This is a genomic window from Paenibacillus sp., assembly GCF_048976745.1.
Classification (GTDB): domain Bacteria; phylum Bacillota; class Bacilli; order Paenibacillales; family Paenibacillaceae; genus Paenibacillus.
The window spans coordinates 21,122-42,755 of the sequence record NZ_JBHGUU010000023.1; the positions used below are offsets into that span (position 1 = coordinate 21,122).

Consider the following 21,634-nt stretch of genomic DNA (forward strand, 5'->3'; position numbering starts at 1 on the left):
GATAACGGAGAAGACAGAAGAAAGCTGGAGAAGCGGAGCGTTCGCCTTTATCACAGGATTTTCCCTTTAAAAAAGGGAATCAAAAAAATCCGGGGATAACCAGCGATCGAAAGATTATTCTGGCTGCGCAGTGTGCTAGTGTAAACCCACTAGTTCAACTATAAAATAATGAAATGAGGATGATTACATGTCAGCAGCAAAAGAATTCTGGTTTGTCGTCGGTTCACAGCACTTGTACGGAGAAGAAGCCTTGGGCGAAGTAAAAGCCAACGCACAGAAAATCACGGATGCCCTCAACGCAAGCGGCGTACTGCCGTACCCGCTCGTATTGCAGGATCTGGCGGTAAGCGCAGATAAAATCACAAGCACAATGAAGGAAGTTAACTACCGCGACGAAGTAGCGGGTGTCATCACATGGATGCATACATTCTCTCCGGCGAAAATGTGGATTCGTGGTACGAAATTGCTGCAAAAACCTTTGCTGCACTTGGCAACTCAATTCAACGAAAGCATTCCATGGGCAACCATTGATATGGACTTCATGAACTTGAACCAAGCCGCTCACGGTGACCGTGAATATGGCTTCATCAATGCCCGTCTGAGAAAACAAAATAAAATCGTTGTTGGCTACTGGGAGCGCCCGGAAGTGCAACAGCAAGTTGCCGACTGGATGGACGTAGCGGTAGCTTATAATGAAAGCTTTAACATCAAAGTAGCTCGCTTCGGTGATAACATGCGTAACGTAGGTGTAACCGAAGGCGATAAAGTAGAGGCACAGATCCAATTTGGATGGACGGTTGATTACTTCGGCATCGGCGACCTCGTGCAATACGTGAACGCTGTAACAGAGCAGGAAATCGACGATCTGATCGCTCAATATAAAGACCTGTACGAATTCGACTATGGCACAAACAGCAAGGAAGCTTGGGAAGCCAGCGTACGTGTGCAAGCGAGCTATGAGATTGCGATCAAACGTTTCTTGGACGAAGGTGGGTACAGTGCCTTCACAACGAACTTTGAAGATCTGCATGGCATGAAACAACTTCCGGGTCTGGCTGTGCAACGCCTGATGGCGCAAGGGTACGGATTCGCCGGTGAGGGTGACTGGAAAACAGCTGCGCTGGATCGCTTGCTAAAAATCATGGCCCATAACGAGAACACGGGCTTCATGGAAGATTACACATACGAGATGGCCACTGGACAGGAAGCGATCCTGCAATCTCACATGCTTGAAGTCGATCCGACACTTGCCAGCACGAAACCGAGAATCATTGTGTCCCCACTGGGCATTGGCGATCGCGAAGATCCGGCACGTCTTGTGTTCGACGGCAAAGCAGGCGAGGGTGTCGTAGTATCCATGGCAGACTTCGGAACACATTACAAACTGCTGATCAACGAAGTATCCGCATTTGAGCCAACCGTTCCAGCACCTAACCTGCCGGTAGCACGTGTTCTGTGGAGTGTGAAGCCAAACTTCCAGGACGGGGTAAAAGCATGGATCGAAAATGGTGGCGGTCACCATACGGTGGTATCCTTGAACCTGACAACAGACCAGATCGTAACATATGCGAAGCTGGTGAATCTGGAGTACGTTATTATTAAGTAGAAGTGGATTGGCAGCTACTGCCTGAACTTATACAATTTTTTCTCTGTGGCCGGGGGTTAACCCTCGGCTCTTTGTTTGTTATGCTGAGAAGCATGATAATGAGCTGAGTATGGGTTTAATTTTCCATCGAAAAGGGATAAGAAATGAAGGAGGAAGGACATGTATACCAAAGAAAGCTTGATGCAGCAACTAGAGCAGCTCGGATTGGATGGGCAAAGTACAGTGCTTATTCACTCTTCAATGAAAAGTATAGGCGAGGTTGAAGGTGGGGCAGACACGGTGTTGGATGCCTTTAGCGATTATATGAAAGACGGATTGCTGGTGCTTCCCACCCATACATGGTCTACCATCAATGCGGATAACCCAATGTTCCACGTGGAAAATTCTGTATGCTGTGTGGGTATTCTGCCTGAACTTTTCCGTAAACGTCCGGGTGTGGTTCGTTCGTGGCACCCTACGCACTCGGTAGCGGCACTGGGAAGGGACGCAGAGGCATTTACGAAGGATGATCATCTCTTCGACACACCATGTGCTAGAGGTTCAGCATGGGGGAAACTGCTCGATCGGAAAGCGACGATCTTATTAGTAGGCGTTGATTTGAAGCGGAATACATTTATCCATGGGGTAGAAGAGTGGGTGGACATCCCTGGCAGAATGACGGACGAGCATGAGATGCTGTATACGGTTTTACCGGATGGAAGCCAGATTTCAATACCGTCCCGCAGACATTGTGGGTTGCCATGGTCGGAGCATTTCTGGAAAGTAGACGAGGTATTGGTTCGTGAAGGCGCGATGCGTAAAGGAAAACTCGGTGATGCAGTCGTAAGAGTGTGTGATGCGGCTAAGACGGCGGAAGTAATCACGGAGATGCTGAAGGATAATCCTGATCTGTTCACGGATAATCTCCCTCTAAATACAGTAACCGAATGATACAAGGGCCGTCCGGTAGCCGGATGGCTCAATATCGATCACTTGATGATTTCTAATACCTCCCGAGCAGATGATGTACTCTCCTGTTTGCACTCCAAACCTTCAAAAGCATTCATAAATCATCAGAAATAGATCAGCATTTCGATCAGAGGTTGGTCTGACTTCCAGTGTATGGGCTACTCACCCTTAAAGTGGTGTGATAAGATATGGTTAAATTAACCAATAAGATTGCATAGCGGTATAGTATAGGTGTTTATTGAAGTTTTACATAAGAATCACATAGAATCATGAACAACCACGTTGTCATTGTAGCATCTAAGAAGGAGAAGATTCGTGAACCCATTAGTATGGTATGATCTCTTTTTATTTGTCCTATTGTTCGGTGTAGGTGTATATGTGTTTGCTACGGTTAGAATTACGAACTTACATAAGGTGTACTTTTTGTTTCACGGGTTGATGATGCTCTGGCCTTTCTGCCAATTTGCGAGCACACTCACGGATGATTCCGGTCTGCAGTTGTTCTATGTTACGTTGTCTTTTGTCGCGGTCTCCCTGCTGGGGAGTGGGTGGCTTCTATTGACGATCTTCATTACCGGTTACGCGGAGCGGTTGAGTGCAAAAGGAACCTTCCTGCTATTTGTGCCTGCGGTGATCGGGGCTATAGGTGTGGTCGCCAATCCATGGAATGAATTCGTCATTCCACTGGACGGTGGATACATCGAGCGGGCTTACGGCCCTTGGTTCTGGGTTGTGATGGCTATTCTGGTGAGCTATTTCTTGGCGTCCCTCGTCATTCTGTTCCGGGCGGTGTATTCATCACAAACATCTGCCATGATCAAAAAACAGGTGAGAATCACCTTGTGGGGCATCCTGGTCTTGGCTGTCTTTGCAACAATTGATGCCATTCTAAATGTCGTGCTAGCTCGCTGGTTGCCGATCATTCCTGGCATGACTTCGCTGGGGATCTTTCTGTCGGACCTGTTCTTTGTCTATGTGATCAAAAGATACAATGTATTCGATCTGGTCTCCATCGCACATGAGGACGTAATCAATACCATTCCATATGGCATCCTGGTACTGGATGAGAATGAGGTTATTGTTGAAGCGAACAAGGCCTCTCAATCCTTTATGAAAATGCATGTGGGGGATTCTTTTGATATGGGAGCCTTCCTGGAATCTGTCTATGTCGCGGGTAGTTATCGGGAGTTCCTGAATCATTACAGGCAAAAGGAAAATACCCTGGCTCATATTGAACTGATTGTGGAACGGGACGATACGATTCGGCAATATATCCTGCAATCGTCTCCGATTGTGGATTCGTCTCTTGTGCCGATCGGTCACATCCTTACGTTCCAGGATGTCTCGCAGGAGCGCTTCTATGTGAAAGAGATGAATCGCCAGAACGAGACGCTTCAGGAGCGAAATCAGGCGCTGGACCTGATCCGTCAGGAGTTATCCGAGGCCAATCGCAAATTGGAGGAACTTGCGCTGACGGACAGTTTAACCAACTGTTACAACCGACGTTATCTGACCCAGCACCTGAATCACGAGGTCATTACCAATATTCAATACAAAACACCGTTCTCACTCCTGCTGCTCGATATCGACTACTTCAAGGCGGTTAATGATCGCTACGGACATGTCATCGGGGATGAAGTGCTCGTCCGCACGGCGGAGGCGGTCAAACAATCGATTCGCAGTACGGATATTCTGACGCGTTATGGCGGGGAAGAGTTCATGATCTACCTTCCGCATACGGAGCATGATTTGGCGAGTCAAATCGCAGAGCGCGTTAGAACAGCTGTGGAGTCCAACCGCATTAGGGTGGATCACGAGATTACGCAGGTGTCGATTACGATTAGTATTGGGATTCTGTCCTTTGAGGATTTTGAGGTTGTGCATGTGCCGGAGAATCCGGAGGGGTATTTGACGCAGCTGTTCGCTGCGGTGGATAAGGCATTGTATCAGGCGAAGCAGAATGGGCGTAATCGGGTGGAGTTTGGGGTGTTGGAGCGGGGAGTTGTTTGAGGGAAATAAGAGAAGAGTGGGGATGTACTCCACTCTTTTTTGTATTAAAGAATGATGTTGATACAGATATATTTAATCGGAATTATTATGTGATTTTTCGATAGCAATTAAAACTTCTTTGTTAATTTTAGTCAATGATACGATTGTATCTGTACTCTTGCCGCTTATTAAAGTTATATGTTCGTCCAAAGCTCTTTTGTACTCCGAGTCTTCTTTGAATTTAAAAATTTCTTCAGCTGTGACCTGCAATCCATTTATTATTTTCTCAAGAGTCTCCAACGAAATGTTACGATCTCCCCGTTCAACTCCACCAATATAGCTGTAATGAAGACCTGCAGCTTCCGCCAGTTGTTCCTGAGTCCAGCCTTTTGCCTTCCTTAACTCACGAATTCGATTTCCTACGTCCTCTGGTAAACTCATTTGATCACCTCCACTTAAGGTTAGAAGAGGTTATAGAATCCTTACAGACTAATATGTGCAAACTGTATTGTTTAATAAAAGTACTTATAAGTACAATTTAGGTTGATCTTCTTTTGATTTATCTATACAATTATAAAAAAATGGATAATTAAGGAGGGACCTCTTTGCGAAAATCTATCCTAAAATCACTCAAACCGGATATCATTGTTGAAATGTTGGAGATGGCTATGGCTTTTGAAAATTGGAACAAGGTAATCGAGAGGGCGGACATGTTATATCAATGTGTGCAGTCCATCCATGAAGAGCGGCAGGAGTATCAGTCAAAGGGAGTGCCTGCACCACATATACACATCGAGCGGCCCTTGGTCTACTATTACGGGTTCAGTCACCTAATGCGGGGCATGGCTCACCAGAAGATGGGGCAGGTAGATCAGGCGAGGGCATGTATCGATCAATATGCAGAACTGGGATGGATGGAGGATCTGGATGAGGTAGGTATGCAGGTGGTGCAGGAGTTCAGGTATAAGGCACAGGTGAATCGGTATGCTCTTGAGATTGAAGCTGGCCAGGTGGAACTGCTGGAGGAGCTTGTGAACTTTTTGCTGGAGCATCCAGAGGAATGGTTGGCAGGTCTGAAAGTGATTACGGAAGCCGCAGTGCGGTATAGGTGGCAGATTGATCGGGTTTTACATGTGTTCGAGGATCAAATGCAGGGCGATGGCAGAGAAGTGGATTCTTCAAACAACGATGATATGTACCATTACTGTTATCAGCGGGCTTTGTATGAACAGTGGATGGGAAGACCACAGGAGGCCGTTGAATTCATTTTGCAGGCGATTAGGTTAGCGGATAAGCTAGGGATGGATCGGTATGTTATAAGGTGCACGGCATTGTTGGAATCATTGCGGGAAGAGGCGACAGCAGAGCAGATTGGACGGTATCGGGTGATGCTGGAGGGGATGGTATAGAAGAACGAATAAAGCTATTGTCTCATCTAACAACATTACTATATACATCAGCTTCCTTTTTGGGTATTATTGGAATGCTTATCAAAATTCAAGAATACCCAAAAAGGAGAGAAGACATGAAAGACAAAGTGAAAGGTTTAGTTATAGGTGTATTAATAGGTTCATTATTAACAGGAGCAACAGCTTTTGCAGGAACTAATACTAAGATTAGTGTAGTTATGGAGAACGTTAAGATGATGTTCAACGGAGTACATAAGAGCACGACCCAATCAATCGTTTATAATGGTAATTTGTACGTACCTGCTAAAACAGCAGCTCAAACTATGGGGGAATCCTTCACGTATGACGGGAAAAGTAAGACAGCCTCTTTCGGTGCAAAAGCTGGTACATTTAAGTATTTAGAAGAAGTTTCCTATGCTAGAATAGATGGTATTGTTGATAGAATTTATTTTAAGAATTGGGAAAACCCTAAAGGTTTGAAATTCACTATAGCGAATCAAAAATATCTTCATGGTGTGGGCACCATTCTAGATATACCTTGGGGTGGTTCTAGTGATGATAAGGTTTCTATAGATTATAATCTAAATGGTGCTTATAAAAAATTAACGGGATATATCGGAATTGATGACTACACACGTAATTCTATTAATTCTGGTTCGTTAATTGTTAAGGGCGACGGTGTAGAGATATTCAGAAAAGATGATATGAAAGGTGGAGACATGCCAGAAAACATTAGTATTGATGTTACGGGAGTACTAAAACTCCAAGTTTTCTTTGAAGCTTCTTTAAACAATGGAGAGCAAATCAATATTGTTCTTGGTGAGGCTAAGTTGATTAAGTAACATTTGTTATAATAATACGAAGAGGCCTGCCTGTGATCCTATAGGATCGTAGACAGGCCCTTGCTTTAATCCGGATCTATACTTAGTCACGATCAGGGAGAATGGGCTTTTTATTCTCTAAATTAAACCAGTTCTCAACATGATCACTTAAAGATGGTATATCACGGATACCTTTTTCGCATATTTCGTTATATTTTTTGTCTAATATCTCCTTTAGGTTATGATTTTCCTTATATTCATCTGTTAATCTTGCCTGATATGCTTCTAATGGTTCCAAACTGTAATTTTGGTTTCGAGTCTCAAGGCCAAGATACAACTTCCATTGTAACTCTCCCTGAAAAGCATCTATACAATCTGTTAATTCGTTATACAAATCCCCTGCATTATGAAATCTGAAGTGAAATCCAGGGACTCTATTATAGATATCCTCTTCAGCATACATATTGTATCTCACCCATTCGTAAGTAGATAGTTTGGATAGACTGTATGCTACTAAATTAGACAAATCAACATCTTTTTTATCCATAGTGTAAATGTTCATTACGTAACTCTCTCCTCATTCATCGAGACTCTTAATTGAAACCTTTAGGTTACCATCATTTTGTGTTCCTATATTTTTTAAATAAACATCTTTAGGTATAGGGTTATCGCTATATCTGGGATCATAAACATATTTTCCATCAGAATATACGGTATGGTAGTCAAACTTTTCCTTCACTCCATATTCGTAGACTTCTATACTTCCATACTTCTCTGAAGAACGTAGTGTGATTATCTCTCCTTTGCCCTTAGCTGCATTGGCTAAGTCTTCCGCTATCTCTGAGCAGTCATAGTTAAGGTCATCGCGGTACTTTGCAGACTTATCCAACATTTCTTGGTGTACAGCAGGCGTTCCTGTATAAGAGGCTGAATTATCATTGGATGCCTCACGCTCAAGTTCTTTATTTCTATTATCTCCCCCACCAGAATCGGTATGGGGCGAGTGATGCTGTTTGCCATCAATGGATTTGATCCCGACTTTTCTACCGAAGATTCCGAGGAGCATAGAAGTTGTGATATTTGCTGCGTACTCTGCTCCGCCTTCTTGCTTCATTTTATCGAACTCAGCTGCAATATGCTTTTCTGCCTGTTCTCGGGTATCTCCGTTATCCCACGCATAGTTCCAACTAAAGGCGATTCCACTCCCTATGTCGGTAACGGTACCAATGGTATTATCATACAAGAAGTTACCCGCAGTATCTAACGGATGTTCGATAAGGTCTTTACCTAGTTGCAGGGCAGAGTCCCCAATCGCTAATATGTTTTCTCCGGCCTGATTGAAAAAGGCATCCACATGTTCCTCAACGCTACGTTTAGGAGGGGGATCGTTAGGGCCGCAAACAAGATCATTGGTACGAGGTGTGCCCGGATTGGCCTGATACTGTAGTAACGCAGAGATGTTAACCATAGTGGAATCGGTATCGACAAAGCGTTCCCGAATCTGTTCCAAACGAAGAGATATTGTATGAAGCAGCTCCAGGGTGGTATTCAGATTTTTCTCTGCATAACGGTATAAGTGGGTAAAGCGCTCGGCTGTCTCGCCTTCAAAACCATCGAGTAGGGGAGTAAGTTGGCCGTTTAATCTAGTCAGTGTTTGTTGCAAGTGCCCGTGTCCTATCTTAAACACGCCAATCGTGTGTGTCATTTGATCCACAGGGATCTGTATCTTTGTCATCGTCTCAATCCTCAGTTCTTGATCTATACTATATTTTAATCCATGTTAGATGCTGTTTGTGAGGACCTATAGTTCTATTTGTTTGTACCCATTCTCCTGAAATTCTCAAACGGATAAAATTAGTGATTTAATAGATTAGGGGGGTTCAAATATGTTCACTATTTCATTTAAAGCAATTGATAACTTTGATGAAATTAAACAAATGTCTGCAAAGCGGTTTGATCTAACGAAACAAGATATCGAGGGAATTATTGAATTGGACTTTAACGGAAATAAGTACGGTATGTTCTTTGACGATTGCCCATTTGGTAATGAAAGACTTATTAGATGGTTTGTGGACTTACTGACCATAGTCCAGAAGATTAGTATACATCAATATGTTGCTTATCGAATTCCTGATAGCGCTAATCTGTGGCTTGAGTTTAAACAGCAGGGAGTCGAACTACAAGTTAGTTTAGTAGAAGATATTGATCGGGAAGTTATTCTGGACTTATTTATTACTGAACCAAATGAGGAATTTAGATATTCAGATTGGAATGGTGTTAATGTAAGTTCGGCATCCTTTACAGAAGAAATTATGAAAAATGCACATCAGTTTCTGGATTTTGTTACTGAATTGAATCCTGACATACTGCAGAGTACGAGTATTCAAATACTTCAGGAAAAGTTAAACGATGTAAAGCGATTGACTTAATAGAGAACCTACTTTGCTGAAAATGTGGATTACGAAGGATAATTTCATATCGAACTTGTCAGCATGTAGTCACTTTGAATACAGGCTATGAGAACACTCTTATTCTATGGCATCATAAAGTTCCGACATTCGGTCAGCCAATTCCAACTGCGGTTGCATTCGCTGATGATTCATATCGGTAGGTGTCATATACAATACTTCTTTTCCCTGCTCAAACATTGTGACATGGAACAGTACCCCTGTAGTATCTTCTTGATCCGGATCAAGTACGATTTCTAAATCGCGCACCTTTTCAATCCATTCCTGAATCTGTACTTGATCTGTAGTGGTTCTTTTAGTACCATCACTGCCGCTCATCATTTCAATAGAATCAACCTGTCTAATATCGCCAGGATAGAAGGAGTGTAATTCCTTGGGCACTTTACTATCTCCAGATTGATCGGGCTTATTAGAACTTTGGCAGCTGCTAAGAATCAGGATCATAACAGTAGCAATCATTAAGATGATAAGTGAATATCTTCTCATCGTACTCCCCCTCTTTAGTCCCTAAACGTAATTTGTATTTGAAATGTTCCGCATAAACTCATAAAGCCCTCATATGTAACAAAAAACATGAAGAATCCGCTCTCATCCGAGAGTCGGATTTTTTCTCGTTTCACCACCAACATAACTCTTGTCAAAACGTAATCATTACGATATGATAATACTCATTGTTCAAATGATAATGATTACGATTAAGAGAGAGGGGCATTACCTTGAATAAAAAGACGCCACTGCTAGCGCTGGTCTCCTTGGCCTTGAGCGCTGGACTGTTGAGCGCCTGCGGATCATCTGAGTCCAGTCCCGCTGCGCAACCATCCACCGATAATAAAAATGTTCACTTCCTATATAACTTCTCCACCAGCTCGCTAGATCCGCATGTGGATTCTAGCTATGTGCCGCTGCGCGCGGGCATTACAGAGACTTTGGTGCGTCTCGATGAGGAGAATCTGACGGTTGCTCCATGGCTCGCCGAGAGCTGGGAGAGCGAAGATGGACAGCATTGGACAATCGATCTGCGAGATGATGTGACCTTCCAGAACGGCAAGCCAATGACGGGTGAATCCGTTAAGGCATCTCTTGAGCGGGCGCTGGAAGAGAATGTAGCGATCCAGAACGCACTGAAGATCGATACAATTGAAGCCGAGGGCGACAAGCTGGAGATCACCACAACGCAGCCGTTCCCGGAATTTGCTTCCGAGCTGGTGAACCCCAACACGGCGATTATCGACGTGAGTGAGCCGGACATTGTGAACAAGCCGATTGGTACAGGCCCATTCAAGCTGACTTCTTTTACCCCAGGCAGCAAGCTGGAACTGAATCGGTATGATGAATATTGGGACGGAGCATCGCCACTGGATTCCATCACGTTCTCATTCAATGAAGATGCCAACGCTCGTACACTGGCGCTCAAATCTGGGCAGGTTGATATCGTATACCGTCCAGAAGTCGAAAGCCTCGAATCGCTCAAAGCGATAGACGGCATGAAGGTGGAGTCCACATCGACATTCCGCGTGCATCAGCTGACCATGAACATGCAGCGGGAAAGTATGAAGGACCTCAATGTTCGTCGTGCGCTGGATGCGCTGATTGACCGTCAGGGTATTGTGGACACGATTCTGCTCGGCTATGGGGAACCGGCTATTGGACCGTTCTTGCCATCACTGCCATTTGCGCCGACCTATACGGATACAACAACGGAATCCGGAGCCGATGTCGCTGTAAAATATCTCAACGAAGCAGGGTACACGCAGCAAAACGGCGTGATGACCAAGGATGGCAAACCGTTGCAACTGATGCTGCTGACGTATTCGGCTCGTGCCGATCTGCCGCTGATCGCCCAAGTGTTCCAGTCTGATGCGAAGAAGATCGGGATCGACGTGCAGATTCGCCAGATCGACACGCCGGAAGATTATATGGCATCCAACCGTGACTGGGATATTGCAACATACAGTAATTTGACAGCACCTCGTGGGGATGCAGGCTATTACCTGAATGCAACGTACCATCCGAAGGGTGCGCTTAACTTCAGTGGATCGGAAGATCCGGAACTGACTAAGATCATCGACGAATTGAATCTCACGGTTGCACCGGAGAAGCGCGCAGAGCTTGCCGAGAAGGCAGCCAACTACGTGCATGACAATGTGCTGAATTCATTCGTGCTGCATCCAGGTACGATCGTTGCCTACAACGGTAAGAAGATCAAAAACTGGGTTACCACCCGCAGTGAATATTACATGATTACCAATAAGCTGGATGTGATGTAATGTTCCGCATTTTGCTTCGAAAGTTCCTGGAGGTATTTATCTTTCTGCTGTTCATCATGTTTGTGAGCTTCCTGTTCATTCGTTTGGCTCCCGGTGATCCGGTACTGACGATTCTGAACGTAGACGAACTGTCCGTCAGCCAGGAGCAGGTCGAAGCTGTACGCGAGGAGATGGGCTTTAACGATTCGCTTCCTGTCCAGTTCGGCAACTGGTTGCTCGATTTTGTTCGGCTCGACTTCGGTGTATCGTATTCGACAGGCCAGCCCGTCATGCAGACCCTGATGCGTGCACTGCCAGCTACGGCTGAACTGACGATTGGCGCGCTGCTGGTCATGCTCATCATAGCGATCCCGCTCGGCTCGCTATCAGCGCTTCATCGTGGGAGTTGGATTGACCGCGGATGTCGGATGCTATCCATTGTGGGTGCGGCGGTGCCCAGCTTCTGGCTGGGTCTGATCCTGATCGACATGTTCGGCGTACGCTTCGGTAATCTGCCGACCATGGGCCGGGATGGATTCACATCACTTATTCTGCCCTCTCTGACGCTGGGACTCGCCATCTCCAGCGTCTATGTGCGTCTTTTGCGTTCCAGCTTGTTAGATTCACTGAGTCAGGAGTTCGTTCGGTCCGCTCGGGCAAGAGGGTTATCTGAAGGCCGGATCTTCATGCTTCACGCGTTTCGGCACAGTCTGCCGCCTGTCATTACGGTATTTGGCGTCAGTCTCGGCAGCCTGATTGGCGGAGTTGTCGTGATTGAAGTGTTGTTCGCTTATCCGGGGATCGGCAAGCTTGTTGTTGATGCCATCCGCCAGCGTGATTATCCACTGATTCAGGGTTACATCCTGATCATGGCTATCGTGGTATTCCTCGTGAATACGGCGGTTGATCTGTCGTACCGTTATTTGAATCCCGAAATGAAACTTAAGGAAAAGGAGGCCCACCGATGAAAACCATGCCCCTGCCCATTCCAACGACAAAATCGAAAAAACATAGCTGGCAGGCGATCATTGGTCTGCTGTTTGCTCTGCTGGTCATCGCGGCCTCCTTATATGCCTTTTTATACTTGAAACATGATCACACATTAACAGATCTGCGCGGACGATTGCAGGGTGCAAGTGCTCTCCATCCGTTCGGCACCGACCATTTGGGTCGTGACGTACTGACACGTCTGTTGCTTGGTGGTGGTCAAACGCTGGGTTATAGCTTGCTGGCACTTGGTGCTGCCCTGCTGATTGGTATTCCGTTTGGCTTGATCGCAGGATACAAACGCGGCGGGGTCGATAAGCTGTTCATGCGGATTGCGGATGCCTTTCTTGCCTTTCCTGATACTATCGTCGCCATTGTGCTCAGTGGCCTGCTTGGTGCGGGAATCGGTAATCTGGTATTGGCGATTGTGATCGTAAAGTGGGTTAGCTATGCGCGTCTCGTTCGGAGCACCGTCCTATCTGAGTCCCAAAAGGATTACATTCGCATCGCCCGAACCAACGGACTATCCGACGGTCGTATCATGAGAAAACATCTGCTTCCACATATCGCAGGTCATGTGCTCGTGTTGGCGAGTCTTGATCTGGGCAAAATTATCCTGCTCATCTCATCATTGTCCTACATCGGCCTTGGCGCACAGCCGCCAACACCTGAATGGGGTGCGATGCTGAACGACTCACGGACTTACTTCCAGTCACGGCCAGAGCTGATGATCTATCCGGGCCTTGCCATTGTCTCGGTAGTGCTGCTTGCCAACATGCTGGGCGATTATCTGCGAGACCGGTTTGACGTGAAGAAGGAGGTACAGCCATGATTCTCTCCATTGAGGAACTGAGCATCTCCAGTCGGGATCGTACGATCGTAGACCAGGTTTCTCTGGCTGTTCGTGAAGGTGAATTCATGGCGTTGGTTGGACAGAGCGGTAGCGGCAAAAGCTTGCTCTCGCAAGCCATTGGTCGTCTGCTGCCGCCCAACCTGCATGCGTCGGGGCGAGTCATGTTCGAAGGCAGCAACTTGCTCGAACGGAAGCCGAAGGAGATGCGCGCCCTGCGGGGAAGCCGCATCTCGTATATTTTTCAAGACTATCAGGGAGCGTTTACGCCCTTTCGCAGCATTGGTGGACACTTTGATGAATACCAGAAGGTACATGGGGAGAAGTCTTCTGCCATCCGCAAGAAACGGGCTGAGGAAGCGCTGGAATCCGTTGGCCTTGGCTCTGAATTGCTGCGCCGCTATCCGTTCCAATTGAGTGGTGGACAGCTTCAGCGGGCCTCCATTGCCACATCGCTGATGCTCTCCCCTCGTCTGCTGATCGCTGACGAAGCGACAACGGCACTGGACAGTGTGTCCGGGCATCGCGTGTTGGAGTTGCTGGCACGCAAGCAAGCGGAGACGGGCTGTGCGATTCTGTTTATCACGCACGACTGGCGCCATGTACGCCGCTATGCCAGCCGTTTGGCTGTTATGAAGGAAGGTCAGATCGTCGAATCGGGCGGAAAACATCGCATTCTTGACCATCCCCAGCATGAATATACGCGCCAGCTGATCGAGGCGGCTCCCGTTCTGAGTCGCTCGCTGAAGTCGGGATTGAAGGAGGCGGGAACAGAATGAGGACGACTGCAAATGAAGAACACCATGGACTCATACAGTCCGAAGAGTCTGGTGTGCGAAGCCACGACTTTACGAAAGACGTAAACCATGCAGAGATCAATGCAGACACAGACAATGTGGTCATAGATACTACGGGTACAGAACAGGCAGTCATAACTACTACAGATATGGATCATACCGTTACAGATAAAGCCGTTGCAAAGACTGTTTACTCGCCCAGCATGCTTAATCAACCTGTGCTTCATGTGGAACATCTCAGCCGAACGTATGCAGGTGCAGACCGACCGGCTGTAAATGATATTTCCTTCATCCTGAACCGCGGCGAGTGTCTTGGCCTGGTTGGCGAGAGCGGCTGTGGCAAGAGTACACTCGCCCGCTGTCTGCTGCGGATTGAAGATGCAGATACAGGCTCGATTACACTGGGCGGACAGGATATCGCACGGCTGAGCGGCCGACGGTTGCGACCTCATCGGCGGAAGATGCAGATTGTATTCCAGAACCCGATGGCTGCGCTGAATCCGAAGCTCAAGATTGCGGATTCGCTGATCGATCCGTACGAACAACTTGCACGTAACGCCGAGCTGTCCCACTTTACCTATACGTCCAAGGATGCTTACGTGCAAAAGTTGCTTGAAGCGGTCGAGCTTCCAAGCGATATAGCTGGACGTTACCCCCATGAGCTAAGTGGAGGACAACGTCAGCGTGTAACGATCGCACGTGCCATTGGCATTGAACCGGACGTTGTCGTTCTGGATGAACCGACGGCCAGCCTGGACGTGATCTCGCAAGGGGCTGTTTTGCAATTGCTCACCGATCTGCGGACATCGCTTGGTCTGTCATACCTGTTCATCTCGCATGATCTGGCTGCGGTACATCGCATGAGCCAGTCCATCATCGTTATGCGAGAAGGCCAGATCGTTGACCGTTTTGGTGCGGATGCGTTGTTCGCTGAAGAACGCCACCCGTATACGAGTGAACTGATTTCGATATTCTGAGTACTCCCGGAGACGCCGGGGGGTGGTAAGGGTTAATCTTAAATATATAGCCGCTGACGAAGCGATTCGAAAGCGGCTTTTGGCGCATCCATTTTCAAAAAATTAATAAGGCTATCCAACATTTCATGTGCCAAGTCCCCCTAAAACCGGGCTCCTTTCTTTGTTTTGAACAAATATATCTTTCAGGCCTATAACCGGGCTAACGTTCCGATGTAAACTAGCGTATACTGATGGAATAGCAAATATCTTGAAATTGCATATTTAAATTGCTCTATATTATTGATACACTAGATCCATGTTACATTCATTCAGAGAAGGTGCAACCCCGTTCAAGAATGGGTTTGCTGCAAATGCCAAATCGATAACGCTTACATCCTTTTGGCAAATATAGGATATAAGGACGGTAGACATGAGCCAGGGACAAACGAGTACAGATGTTATCTTGATTGGTGCCGGAATTATGAGTGCAACTTTGGGAACTTTGCTAAAAGAATTGGCACCAGACTGGAATATTAAGGTTTTCGAAAAGCTAGCCACTGCAGGAGAGGAAAGCTCCAACGAATGGAATAATGCCGGAACCGGGCATGCTGCATTGTGCGAACTTAACTATACCGTTGAACGACCAGACGGAACCGTAGATATTAGCAAAGCGATTAAAGTGAATGAACAATTTCAGATCTCAAAGCAATTTTGGTCCTATCTCGTCAATAGCCGTCTGATTCGTAATCCGCGGGATTTCATTATGCCGATTCCTCATTTGAGTTATGTGCACGGAGAGAGCAATGTCCAGTTTTTGAAAAGACGTTACGACTCCTTGTCGAATCATCCGCTATTCGCAGGCATGGAATTCTCGGATAACAAGAAAGAGCTGGCGAAATGGATGCCGCTGATGATGAAAGATCGTACAAGTAATGAACCTGTTGCGGCGACCAAAATTGACTCCGGTACGGACGTTAACTTTGGTGCTTTAACGCGTATGCTAATCGGACATTTGAAGGAACAACACGTGGCGATCCATTACCAACATAGCGTGAAGAATATGAAACGTACCAGCGATGGGCAATGGGAATTATCCGTGAAAAATCTGAAGAGTGGTGCGGTCGAACGCCATAAGGCCAAATTCGTCTTTATTGGTGCGGGCGGCGGAAGTCTGCATTTACTTCAGAAGACGGGCATTCCGGAAGGCAAACATATTGGCGGATTCCCGGTCAGTGGCATCTTTATGGTGTGCAAAAATCCAAAAGTCGTGGAGCAGCATCACGCCAAAGTATATGGCAAGGCTTCGGTAGGGGCTCCGCCCATGTCCGTTCCGCATCTGGACACCCGTTTTATCGACAATAAGAAGTCGCTGCTATTTGGACCGTTTGCCGGATTCTCGCCGAAGTTCCTGAAGACCGGTTCCAATGCCGACTTAATCACGTCGGTTAAGATGCACAATCTGCTTACGATGCTCGCAGCAGGTGTCAAAGAAATCTCTTTGACCAAGTACCTGATCCAACAACTGATGTTATCGAAAGAACAACGTATGGCAGAATTACGTGACTTTGTTCCGGGTGCGAAGAGCGAGGATTGGGATATGGTTCTGGCTGGGCAGCGTGTGCAGGTCATCAAGGATACCGTCCAAGGTGGCAAGGGTACGCTCCAATTCGGTACGGAAGTAGTTACATCTGCAGATGGAACAATCGCGGCTTTGCTGGGTGCTTCACCGGGTGCGTCCACTGCGGTTCAGGTCATGCTTGAGATTCTTCAGCGTTGCTTCCCGCAGCATATGGAGGCATGGGAGCCGAAGATCAAGGAAATGATTCCGTCCTACGGCATCTCACTTGTGGAGAACCTGGATCTTCTCAAAGAGGTTCATTCTTCAACAGCCAAGGCGCTGGGATTGTCGAATGAGAAGCAGACGCTGCATGTGTAGCGATTAATCTCATCGTGTTAGATAACGAACAACCAAAAGAAGAGCTAAGCCGGGATGAAACCCGTGCTTAGCTCTTTTTTCGTTTTATTTGATATTTCATAGAACGATCTTATCACTCAGACTCCTGTGCTGCGGTCCAAAGGGATGACAAAGGATACTTTCGTACCTTGGCCCGGTGAACTGACGATTCTTAGGCCCTGTCCGTACATTTGAGTTAACCGGCGATGTGTATTGGTTAATCCGATCCCTCCGGTTCCCCCCGATCCTTTCTTGGGCCACGCCAGTGCGCGTTCAATCTGCTCGGGCTGCATCCCCACACCATCATCCTCAATCTCAATCAGGGTGGACGCTGTTTGGTTGATGATTCGGATATGCACGGTTCCACCCTCCACTTTGCTCAAAACACCATGTCGAACTGCATTTTCAATGAGCGGTTGAATGGTAAGTGGCGGCAACGATAGATCAAGATCATCTGGAATATCCCAGATGACATTCAACCGATCCATGAAACGTTCTTTCTCAATGTAGAGATAGGCACGGGAGAGATCCAGCTCATGAGTGACTTCAACCATTTTCTCCGAATTGACAAAATGAAAGCTGGTCTGAAGATACTCGATAAAGGTATCACCCAGTTTCTGCATTCGCTCCGTATCCATCTCACTAAGCACCATGATGGAGTTGAGCGTATTAAAAAGAAAATGGGGCTGAATCTGTGCTTGTAAGTAAGCAGCCTCCATGCGCAGCCGCTCATCGATGGATTGTTTGAGCACGACTAGGGATCCGATGCGATGCCTTAACTCAACGGCATCAACGGGTTTGGTGACATAGTCCGTAGCACCCGCCATGAATCCGGCGTAAACATCCGCTGGTTCGTTACGGGCCGTCAACAACAGGATGGGAAGTTCTGATACCGAATAACGCTTGCGTACGTTCTCTGTCAGTTCATAACCCGACATATGAGGCATCATGAAATCCGCAATCAATAAGTCCCACGGCTCCTGATCCAGCAATTGTAGTGCTTCAAGCGCCGAGGCCGCAGGTTGAATATGATACGGTTCATTCGCAAGCATGGAGATCAATACTCGCAGATTGACAGGATCATCATCGACAGCAAGAATACGGGCGGCAGTCTTGTCCTGAGATAGGGTCTGCTGCTGCGGCTCTGTAATCGCAATCTCATCGAAGCTGTGAGCGTTCCATTCCTCCTCGGTCTGATCCGATAGCGTTGTGGTATCTTCCCGCGGAAGCGAAATCTGGAAGATTGATCCTTGTCCAGGTACAGATTGCACGGTGAGCTGGCCGCCATGGAGTTCGATGAGCTGTCTGCTGATATTTAGACCGAGGCCAATTCCTCCACTTAAGCGAGCTTCTGGAGTCCCCTGCTCATACGCCTCGAATATTCGCTGTTGTATCTCCTCACTTATGCCAACACCTGTATCTGAAACTTGAATCAAAACGCTCTCTCCATGTTCCTGAACAGAGACGGTAATCGAACCCTCATCGGTGAATTTGAGCGCATTATGCAACAGGTTGTAGAGAACCTGAACAAGTCTTCTCTCATCGGCCTGAATAAGCGGTAAGGCATCCGGGATATTCACCTGCATATGGATCGGCTTACCCTCTGCCATGAATCGGAACATACCGATTACACCTGGAATGACAGATGCAAGAGATAATGGTTTCTTCTGAAGCTTGATGCGTTTTTCCTTCAGGCGAATCACATCAAGGAGATCATCAACGAGTTGGGACATGCGTCGGCCGATGGTAACTAACAGTTTCATATCTTCTGTCTGCTGCTTACCACCTGATGTACGCCGTTCACGGACCGCGAGGCTTTCGGCAATATTGATGATGCCATGCAGCGGTGTGCGAAGCTCATGAGCTGTATTCACAAGAAACTGGTCTTTCTGGCGATCCTCCTCTTTGAGCTGTTCGTACAAATTTTCAATTTCGGTAGAATTACGGAAGTATTTCCTGAACCAATACGCAGCAAAGCCGAATATGGCCGCAATAACATCTATTGGATAATACACATTGGTAATTTCGCTATGTGAGTTCACAATTCCCCATAGTACGCTGGATAAGCTGCTGGTTGCCGCAAATAACAAAAAGCTGGCGTCCCTTCGCTTATCGGCAGCCATGCGGAAGAACAGGTACACAGACCAGCCGATGGCAAATAGATATAGGAAATTAGAAAGTCCTGTCTCCAGCACATGGTAGACAAGAGTCACCGGTGCAATGAGTAGAAATACAAAGTAGACACCAAACACAGTGGCATAGGCATGAAAAAGTTTGCACCATTGCACGCTATGGGAGAAACTTCTAGCCATCTGTAGAAGGAAGAATGCGAACAATGGATAAGACAATGCTTTGGCCTTAACCATCCAAGTGAAGTTCAGTGGCATCCAGCTCAACAACAGACTGTCATGGTCGGAAGCGACCGTGAGGGCAGCGGCGAGCGTTAACAGAGAAAATGTCAGCAGAGCTCGTTCCTTCCGGATAAACAGAAACATGACAAAAGCGTATAAACTGTGCAAGAGCAGTATGGCAAAGGTGATCTTTTGCAAATCGATAGATAATCCTCGTTCACTTCCAATGGCTTCTGGAGAGCCAAAATAGAGAGAGCGTGTGATCCCACCGCTATATGGATCGTCAAAATTGGCTGTCTGTACCAGAAGATCGAGTTCGGTGGAGCCGTCCAGCGCATAGGAAGTCGTAAATGCGGTCCTTTCTGGTCGATAGGCTTCGGCATGGGTGGCAGGTTGACCGAACTTGGCAACAATGGTCCCGTTCATCTCAATGATCGAAGATGTCTGGATTTTCTGAGCCCAGAGAGTGACTTCTTCCACAGATGGATCTAAAAGAATGCGAAGACGGTACGTACCAGACCCATAAGACGATGCGGATTGTGGTAACCCATTCCGCCAGTCACCGGGAACTTGAATCCGAATGGTGGATAGATTTTCCGTTATTTTCGCGTCACGATTCGAGATTAACGCATGAGGGTAAAATTCCCATTCCCCATCCAGGGATATGGGTGAAGCATTGGCGAGGTCCCAACCTCGAAGATCCAGCACGCCTTTCACGGGTTCTGGATGATTGGGTATAGAGAAAGACTCAGACCATATCCAGCGAAAACCAAGTAAAATAATCAGGAATAGAATCGACAGCAATACATATGGGGGTATTTTTCTATAGGTTAATGGTTTCATGGCAGACTTTAGTTTTCGACAGTTTAATGCAAATTCCTGCATGCCGTCTGGTAAGGAAGAACATTTTTTTGAATACCGGAACATAGATTCTATATTCAAATGATAGCGGTACCACGTCAGGATTTATGGTAAAATTATAGATTAAAGGATGATCAGTGAGCCAGAGGAGTTGTGCATATGAGAGTGATTTTGGTAGATGATGAATATCTCGCTCTGAGCAGGTTGAACAAACTGTTGGAAGAGAGAGAGGATTGCGAAGTTATCGGCTCTTTTCTGACGGCACAAGAAGCCATCGATCAGATCGGACTTCGTCTGCCGGAAATCGTCTTCATGGACGTACAGATGCCGGGGATGAACGGAATCGAGGCAACCGAACGGATCCATGAGGTTTCCCCTGGAACAGAGGTTATTTTTACAACAGCCTATAACGAACATGCATTGACGGCCTATGGGCTTGAAGTGCTGGACTATATCATGAAGCCTGTAACACGTGACCGTTTGGAAAAAACGATGAAGATGTATCAACGCCGAATGGTGCCCGCAACTCTGAATACAGCAGAAGGGCCATCCATGGTCATCCGCTGTCTGGGAATGCTTCAGGTCCAACTGCACCCGAATGAGCCGCCAAAACATATGAAGTTCAGAACAACCAAAATCAGAGAGTTATTCGCCTATTTGCTTCACCATCGGAACAAACCGATTAAGCGGGACACGCTACTTGAACTGTTGTGGCCAGAGTTGGATGAGCGGAGAGGCATATCCAATCTGCATAGTGGCATCCATCGCTTACGCAGCATGATGAATGAATTCATGGGCGAGGACAAGATTCCCATTCGTTATCAGCAGTTTGGTTATCTATTGGAAACGGGAGAATTCAGGGTTGACGCGGAAGAATGGGAGAGTTGTCTTAACCGATTGTCTCTATTATCTTCGTCTACAATAGCTGAACATCGGCAGACTTCAGATCAATACGAGGGTAAATATTATGGCGAGGACGATTACGTATGGGCTGAGCTGGAACGTCAGCGCTTGCATGCGCTTTGGCGTAACCACGCCATGCAGCTTGCAGAGTACTATATTGAACTGGGACAGCACACGGAAGCCCTCACGTTATATCATCGGGTACAGCAATTCGAGCCATCATTGGAGCAAGTTGGACTGGCGTTAATGAAGACCTATGATCGATTAGGTAATAAAGATCCTGTAATCGCCCAATATAATCAGTTAGTTACTGCGTTAGAGCAAGAAGCGGGCGTACGTCCTGGCTTGGAAGTGGAGTTGTGGTACCAGCAATGGAAACAATCCAATATGTAATTGAAAATATACAGCCTTGCAGCTTCATTTGCAGGGCTGTTTTTTTGTTGTATTTGCTGGCGAAAGGTTTGGTAAGAGTTTGGTAAGAGGCTATG

The 21,634-nt window shown here is 46.7% G+C and carries 18 protein-coding genes; 13 read left to right on the forward strand and 5 right to left on the reverse strand.

All coding sequences use genetic code 11. The annotated features are described in order from the left end of the window. Positions 1-187: 187 nt before the first annotated feature. The 3 genes from araA (at position 188) to ACE3K2_RS24580 (ending at position 4,564) form a co-directional block, all read left to right on the forward strand. Positions 188-1,606, forward strand: a complete 1,419-nt coding sequence (gene araA / locus ACE3K2_RS24570; protein ID WP_421896147.1) for an L-arabinose isomerase — start codon at positions 188-190, stop codon at positions 1,604-1,606. A gap of 159 nt (positions 1,607-1,765) precedes the next feature. Next, complete coding sequence (locus ACE3K2_RS24575; RefSeq protein ID WP_421896149.1) at positions 1,766-2,536, forward strand: AAC(3) family N-acetyltransferase; 771 nt, start codon at positions 1,766-1,768, stop codon at positions 2,534-2,536. A gap of 333 nt (positions 2,537-2,869) precedes the next feature. Further along, complete coding sequence (locus tag ACE3K2_RS24580) at positions 2,870-4,564, forward strand: histidine kinase N-terminal 7TM domain-containing diguanylate cyclase (protein WP_421896152.1); 1,695 nt, start codon at positions 2,870-2,872, stop codon at positions 4,562-4,564. 72 nt (positions 4,565-4,636) lie between these two features. On the opposite strand, the gene ACE3K2_RS24585 is transcribed toward ACE3K2_RS24580, so the two are convergent. After that, positions 4,637-4,984 carry a helix-turn-helix domain-containing protein gene (locus ACE3K2_RS24585; RefSeq protein ID WP_421896155.1) on the reverse strand — a complete coding sequence of 116 codons (348 nt, stop codon included), beginning with the start codon at positions 4,982-4,984 and terminating at the stop codon, positions 4,637-4,639. A 164-nt stretch (positions 4,985-5,148) separates the two neighbouring features. Between ACE3K2_RS24585 and ACE3K2_RS24590 the strand changes: the two genes are divergently transcribed. Further along, positions 5,149-5,952, forward strand: coding sequence for a DNA-binding protein (locus tag ACE3K2_RS24590; protein WP_421896158.1), 804 nt, complete (start codon positions 5,149-5,151; stop codon positions 5,950-5,952). A gap of 116 nt (positions 5,953-6,068) precedes the next feature. Further along, the gene (locus tag ACE3K2_RS24595) at positions 6,069-6,794 is read left to right on the forward strand and encodes an NPCBM/NEW2 domain-containing protein (RefSeq protein ID WP_338589529.1); all 726 of its coding nucleotides are present in this window, start codon (positions 6,069-6,071) and stop codon (positions 6,792-6,794) included. An 82-nt stretch (positions 6,795-6,876) separates the two neighbouring features. On the opposite strand, the gene ACE3K2_RS24600 is transcribed toward ACE3K2_RS24595, so the two are convergent. Continuing rightward, the gene (locus ACE3K2_RS24600; protein WP_421896162.1) at positions 6,877-7,335 is read right to left on the reverse strand and encodes a hypothetical protein; all 459 of its coding nucleotides are present in this window, start codon (positions 7,333-7,335) and stop codon (positions 6,877-6,879) included. 15 nt (positions 7,336-7,350) lie between these two features. Then, entirely contained in the window at positions 7,351-8,508 is a 1,158-nt protein-coding gene (locus tag ACE3K2_RS24605) for a WXG100 family type VII secretion target (RefSeq protein WP_421896165.1), read from the reverse strand. Positions 8,509-8,659: 151 nt separating this feature from the next. On the opposite strand from ACE3K2_RS24605, the gene ACE3K2_RS24610 reads away from it, so the two are divergent. Next, on the forward strand, positions 8,660-9,202 hold the full coding sequence (locus ACE3K2_RS24610; RefSeq protein WP_421896168.1) for a hypothetical protein: 543 nt from the start codon (positions 8,660-8,662) through the stop codon (positions 9,200-9,202). Between the two features lie 99 nt (positions 9,203-9,301). Here the strand turns inward: ACE3K2_RS24610 and ACE3K2_RS24615 are convergent, their stop codons facing one another. Continuing rightward, positions 9,302-9,727, reverse strand: coding sequence for a hypothetical protein (locus ACE3K2_RS24615; protein ID WP_421896170.1), 426 nt, complete (start codon positions 9,725-9,727; stop codon positions 9,302-9,304). Positions 9,728-9,957: 230 nt separating this feature from the next. On the opposite strand from ACE3K2_RS24615, the gene nikA reads away from it, so the two are divergent. The 6 genes from nikA (at position 9,958) to ACE3K2_RS24645 (ending at position 17,013) form a co-directional block, all read left to right on the forward strand. Beyond that, entirely contained in the window at positions 9,958-11,508 is a 1,551-nt protein-coding gene (nikA, locus tag ACE3K2_RS24620) for a nickel ABC transporter substrate-binding protein (protein ID WP_421896173.1), read from the forward strand. Beyond that, positions 11,508-12,455: a nickel ABC transporter permease gene (nikB, locus tag ACE3K2_RS24625; RefSeq protein ID WP_421896176.1), complete on the forward strand. Its 948-nt coding sequence runs from the start codon at positions 11,508-11,510 to the stop codon at positions 12,453-12,455. Before nikA ends, nikB begins: the two co-directional genes overlap by 1 nt. Then, the gene (nikC, locus tag ACE3K2_RS24630; RefSeq protein ID WP_421896179.1) at positions 12,452-13,306 is read left to right on the forward strand and encodes a nickel transporter permease; all 855 of its coding nucleotides are present in this window, start codon (positions 12,452-12,454) and stop codon (positions 13,304-13,306) included. Before nikB ends, nikC begins: the two co-directional genes overlap by 4 nt. Further along, positions 13,303-14,103: an ABC transporter ATP-binding protein gene (locus ACE3K2_RS24635; RefSeq protein ID WP_421896182.1), complete on the forward strand. Its 801-nt coding sequence runs from the start codon at positions 13,303-13,305 to the stop codon at positions 14,101-14,103. The genes nikC and ACE3K2_RS24635 overlap by 4 nt, the downstream gene beginning before the upstream one ends. Beyond that, a complete protein-coding gene (locus ACE3K2_RS24640) occupies positions 14,100-15,098 on the forward strand; it encodes an ABC transporter ATP-binding protein (protein WP_421896185.1) in 999 nt (332 codons plus the stop codon). Before ACE3K2_RS24635 ends, ACE3K2_RS24640 begins: the two co-directional genes overlap by 4 nt. A gap of 409 nt (positions 15,099-15,507) precedes the next feature. Beyond that, on the forward strand, positions 15,508-17,013 hold the full coding sequence (locus tag ACE3K2_RS24645; protein ID WP_421896188.1) for a malate:quinone oxidoreductase: 1,506 nt from the start codon (positions 15,508-15,510) through the stop codon (positions 17,011-17,013). Positions 17,014-17,129: 116 nt separating this feature from the next. Here ACE3K2_RS24645 and ACE3K2_RS24650 read toward each other — a convergent pair whose 3' ends face one another. Further along, positions 17,130-20,225 (reverse strand): ATP-binding protein, encoded by a 3,096-nt coding sequence (locus ACE3K2_RS24650; RefSeq protein WP_421896191.1) that lies wholly within the window; start codon positions 20,223-20,225, stop codon positions 17,130-17,132. Between the two features lie 177 nt (positions 20,226-20,402). On the opposite strand from ACE3K2_RS24650, the gene ACE3K2_RS24655 reads away from it, so the two are divergent. After that, a complete protein-coding gene (locus ACE3K2_RS24655) occupies positions 20,403-21,539 on the forward strand; it encodes a response regulator (RefSeq protein WP_421896194.1) in 1,137 nt (378 codons plus the stop codon). Positions 21,540-21,634: the final 95 nt, after the last annotated feature.

What these genes read in the sequence shown, in the direction of transcription:
- araA (WP_421896147.1), top strand. Translation starts at nt 188, where the DNA reads ATGTCAGCAGCAAAAGAATTCTGGTTTGTCGTCGGTTCACAGCACTTG.
- ACE3K2_RS24575 (WP_421896149.1), top strand. Translation starts at nt 1,766, where the DNA reads ATGTATACCAAAGAAAGCTTGATGCAGCAACTAGAGCAGCTCGGATTG.
- ACE3K2_RS24585 (WP_421896155.1), bottom strand. Translation starts at nt 4,984, where the DNA reads ATGAGTTTACCAGAGGACGTAGGAAATCGAATTCGTGAGTTAAGGAAG.
- ACE3K2_RS24595 (WP_338589529.1), top strand. Translation starts at nt 6,069, where the DNA reads ATGAAAGACAAAGTGAAAGGTTTAGTTATAGGTGTATTAATAGGTTCA.
- ACE3K2_RS24600 (WP_421896162.1), bottom strand. Translation starts at nt 7,335, where the DNA reads ATGAACATTTACACTATGGATAAAAAAGATGTTGATTTGTCTAATTTA.
- ACE3K2_RS24605 (WP_421896165.1), bottom strand. Translation starts at nt 8,508, where the DNA reads ATGACAAAGATACAGATCCCTGTGGATCAAATGACACACACGATTGGC.
- ACE3K2_RS24610 (WP_421896168.1), top strand. Translation starts at nt 8,660, where the DNA reads ATGTTCACTATTTCATTTAAAGCAATTGATAACTTTGATGAAATTAAA.
- ACE3K2_RS24615 (WP_421896170.1), bottom strand. Translation starts at nt 9,727, where the DNA reads ATGAGAAGATATTCACTTATCATCTTAATGATTGCTACTGTTATGATC.
- nikB (WP_421896176.1), top strand. Translation starts at nt 11,508, where the DNA reads ATGTTCCGCATTTTGCTTCGAAAGTTCCTGGAGGTATTTATCTTTCTG.
- nikC (WP_421896179.1), top strand. Translation starts at nt 12,452, where the DNA reads ATGAAAACCATGCCCCTGCCCATTCCAACGACAAAATCGAAAAAACAT.
- ACE3K2_RS24635 (WP_421896182.1), top strand. Translation starts at nt 13,303, where the DNA reads ATGATTCTCTCCATTGAGGAACTGAGCATCTCCAGTCGGGATCGTACG.
- ACE3K2_RS24640 (WP_421896185.1), top strand. Translation starts at nt 14,100, where the DNA reads ATGAGGACGACTGCAAATGAAGAACACCATGGACTCATACAGTCCGAA.
- ACE3K2_RS24645 (WP_421896188.1), top strand. Translation starts at nt 15,508, where the DNA reads ATGAGCCAGGGACAAACGAGTACAGATGTTATCTTGATTGGTGCCGGA.
- ACE3K2_RS24650 (WP_421896191.1), bottom strand. Translation starts at nt 20,225, where the DNA reads ATGAAACCATTAACCTATAGAAAAATACCCCCATATGTATTGCTGTCG.
- ACE3K2_RS24655 (WP_421896194.1), top strand. Translation starts at nt 20,403, where the DNA reads ATGAGAGTGATTTTGGTAGATGATGAATATCTCGCTCTGAGCAGGTTG.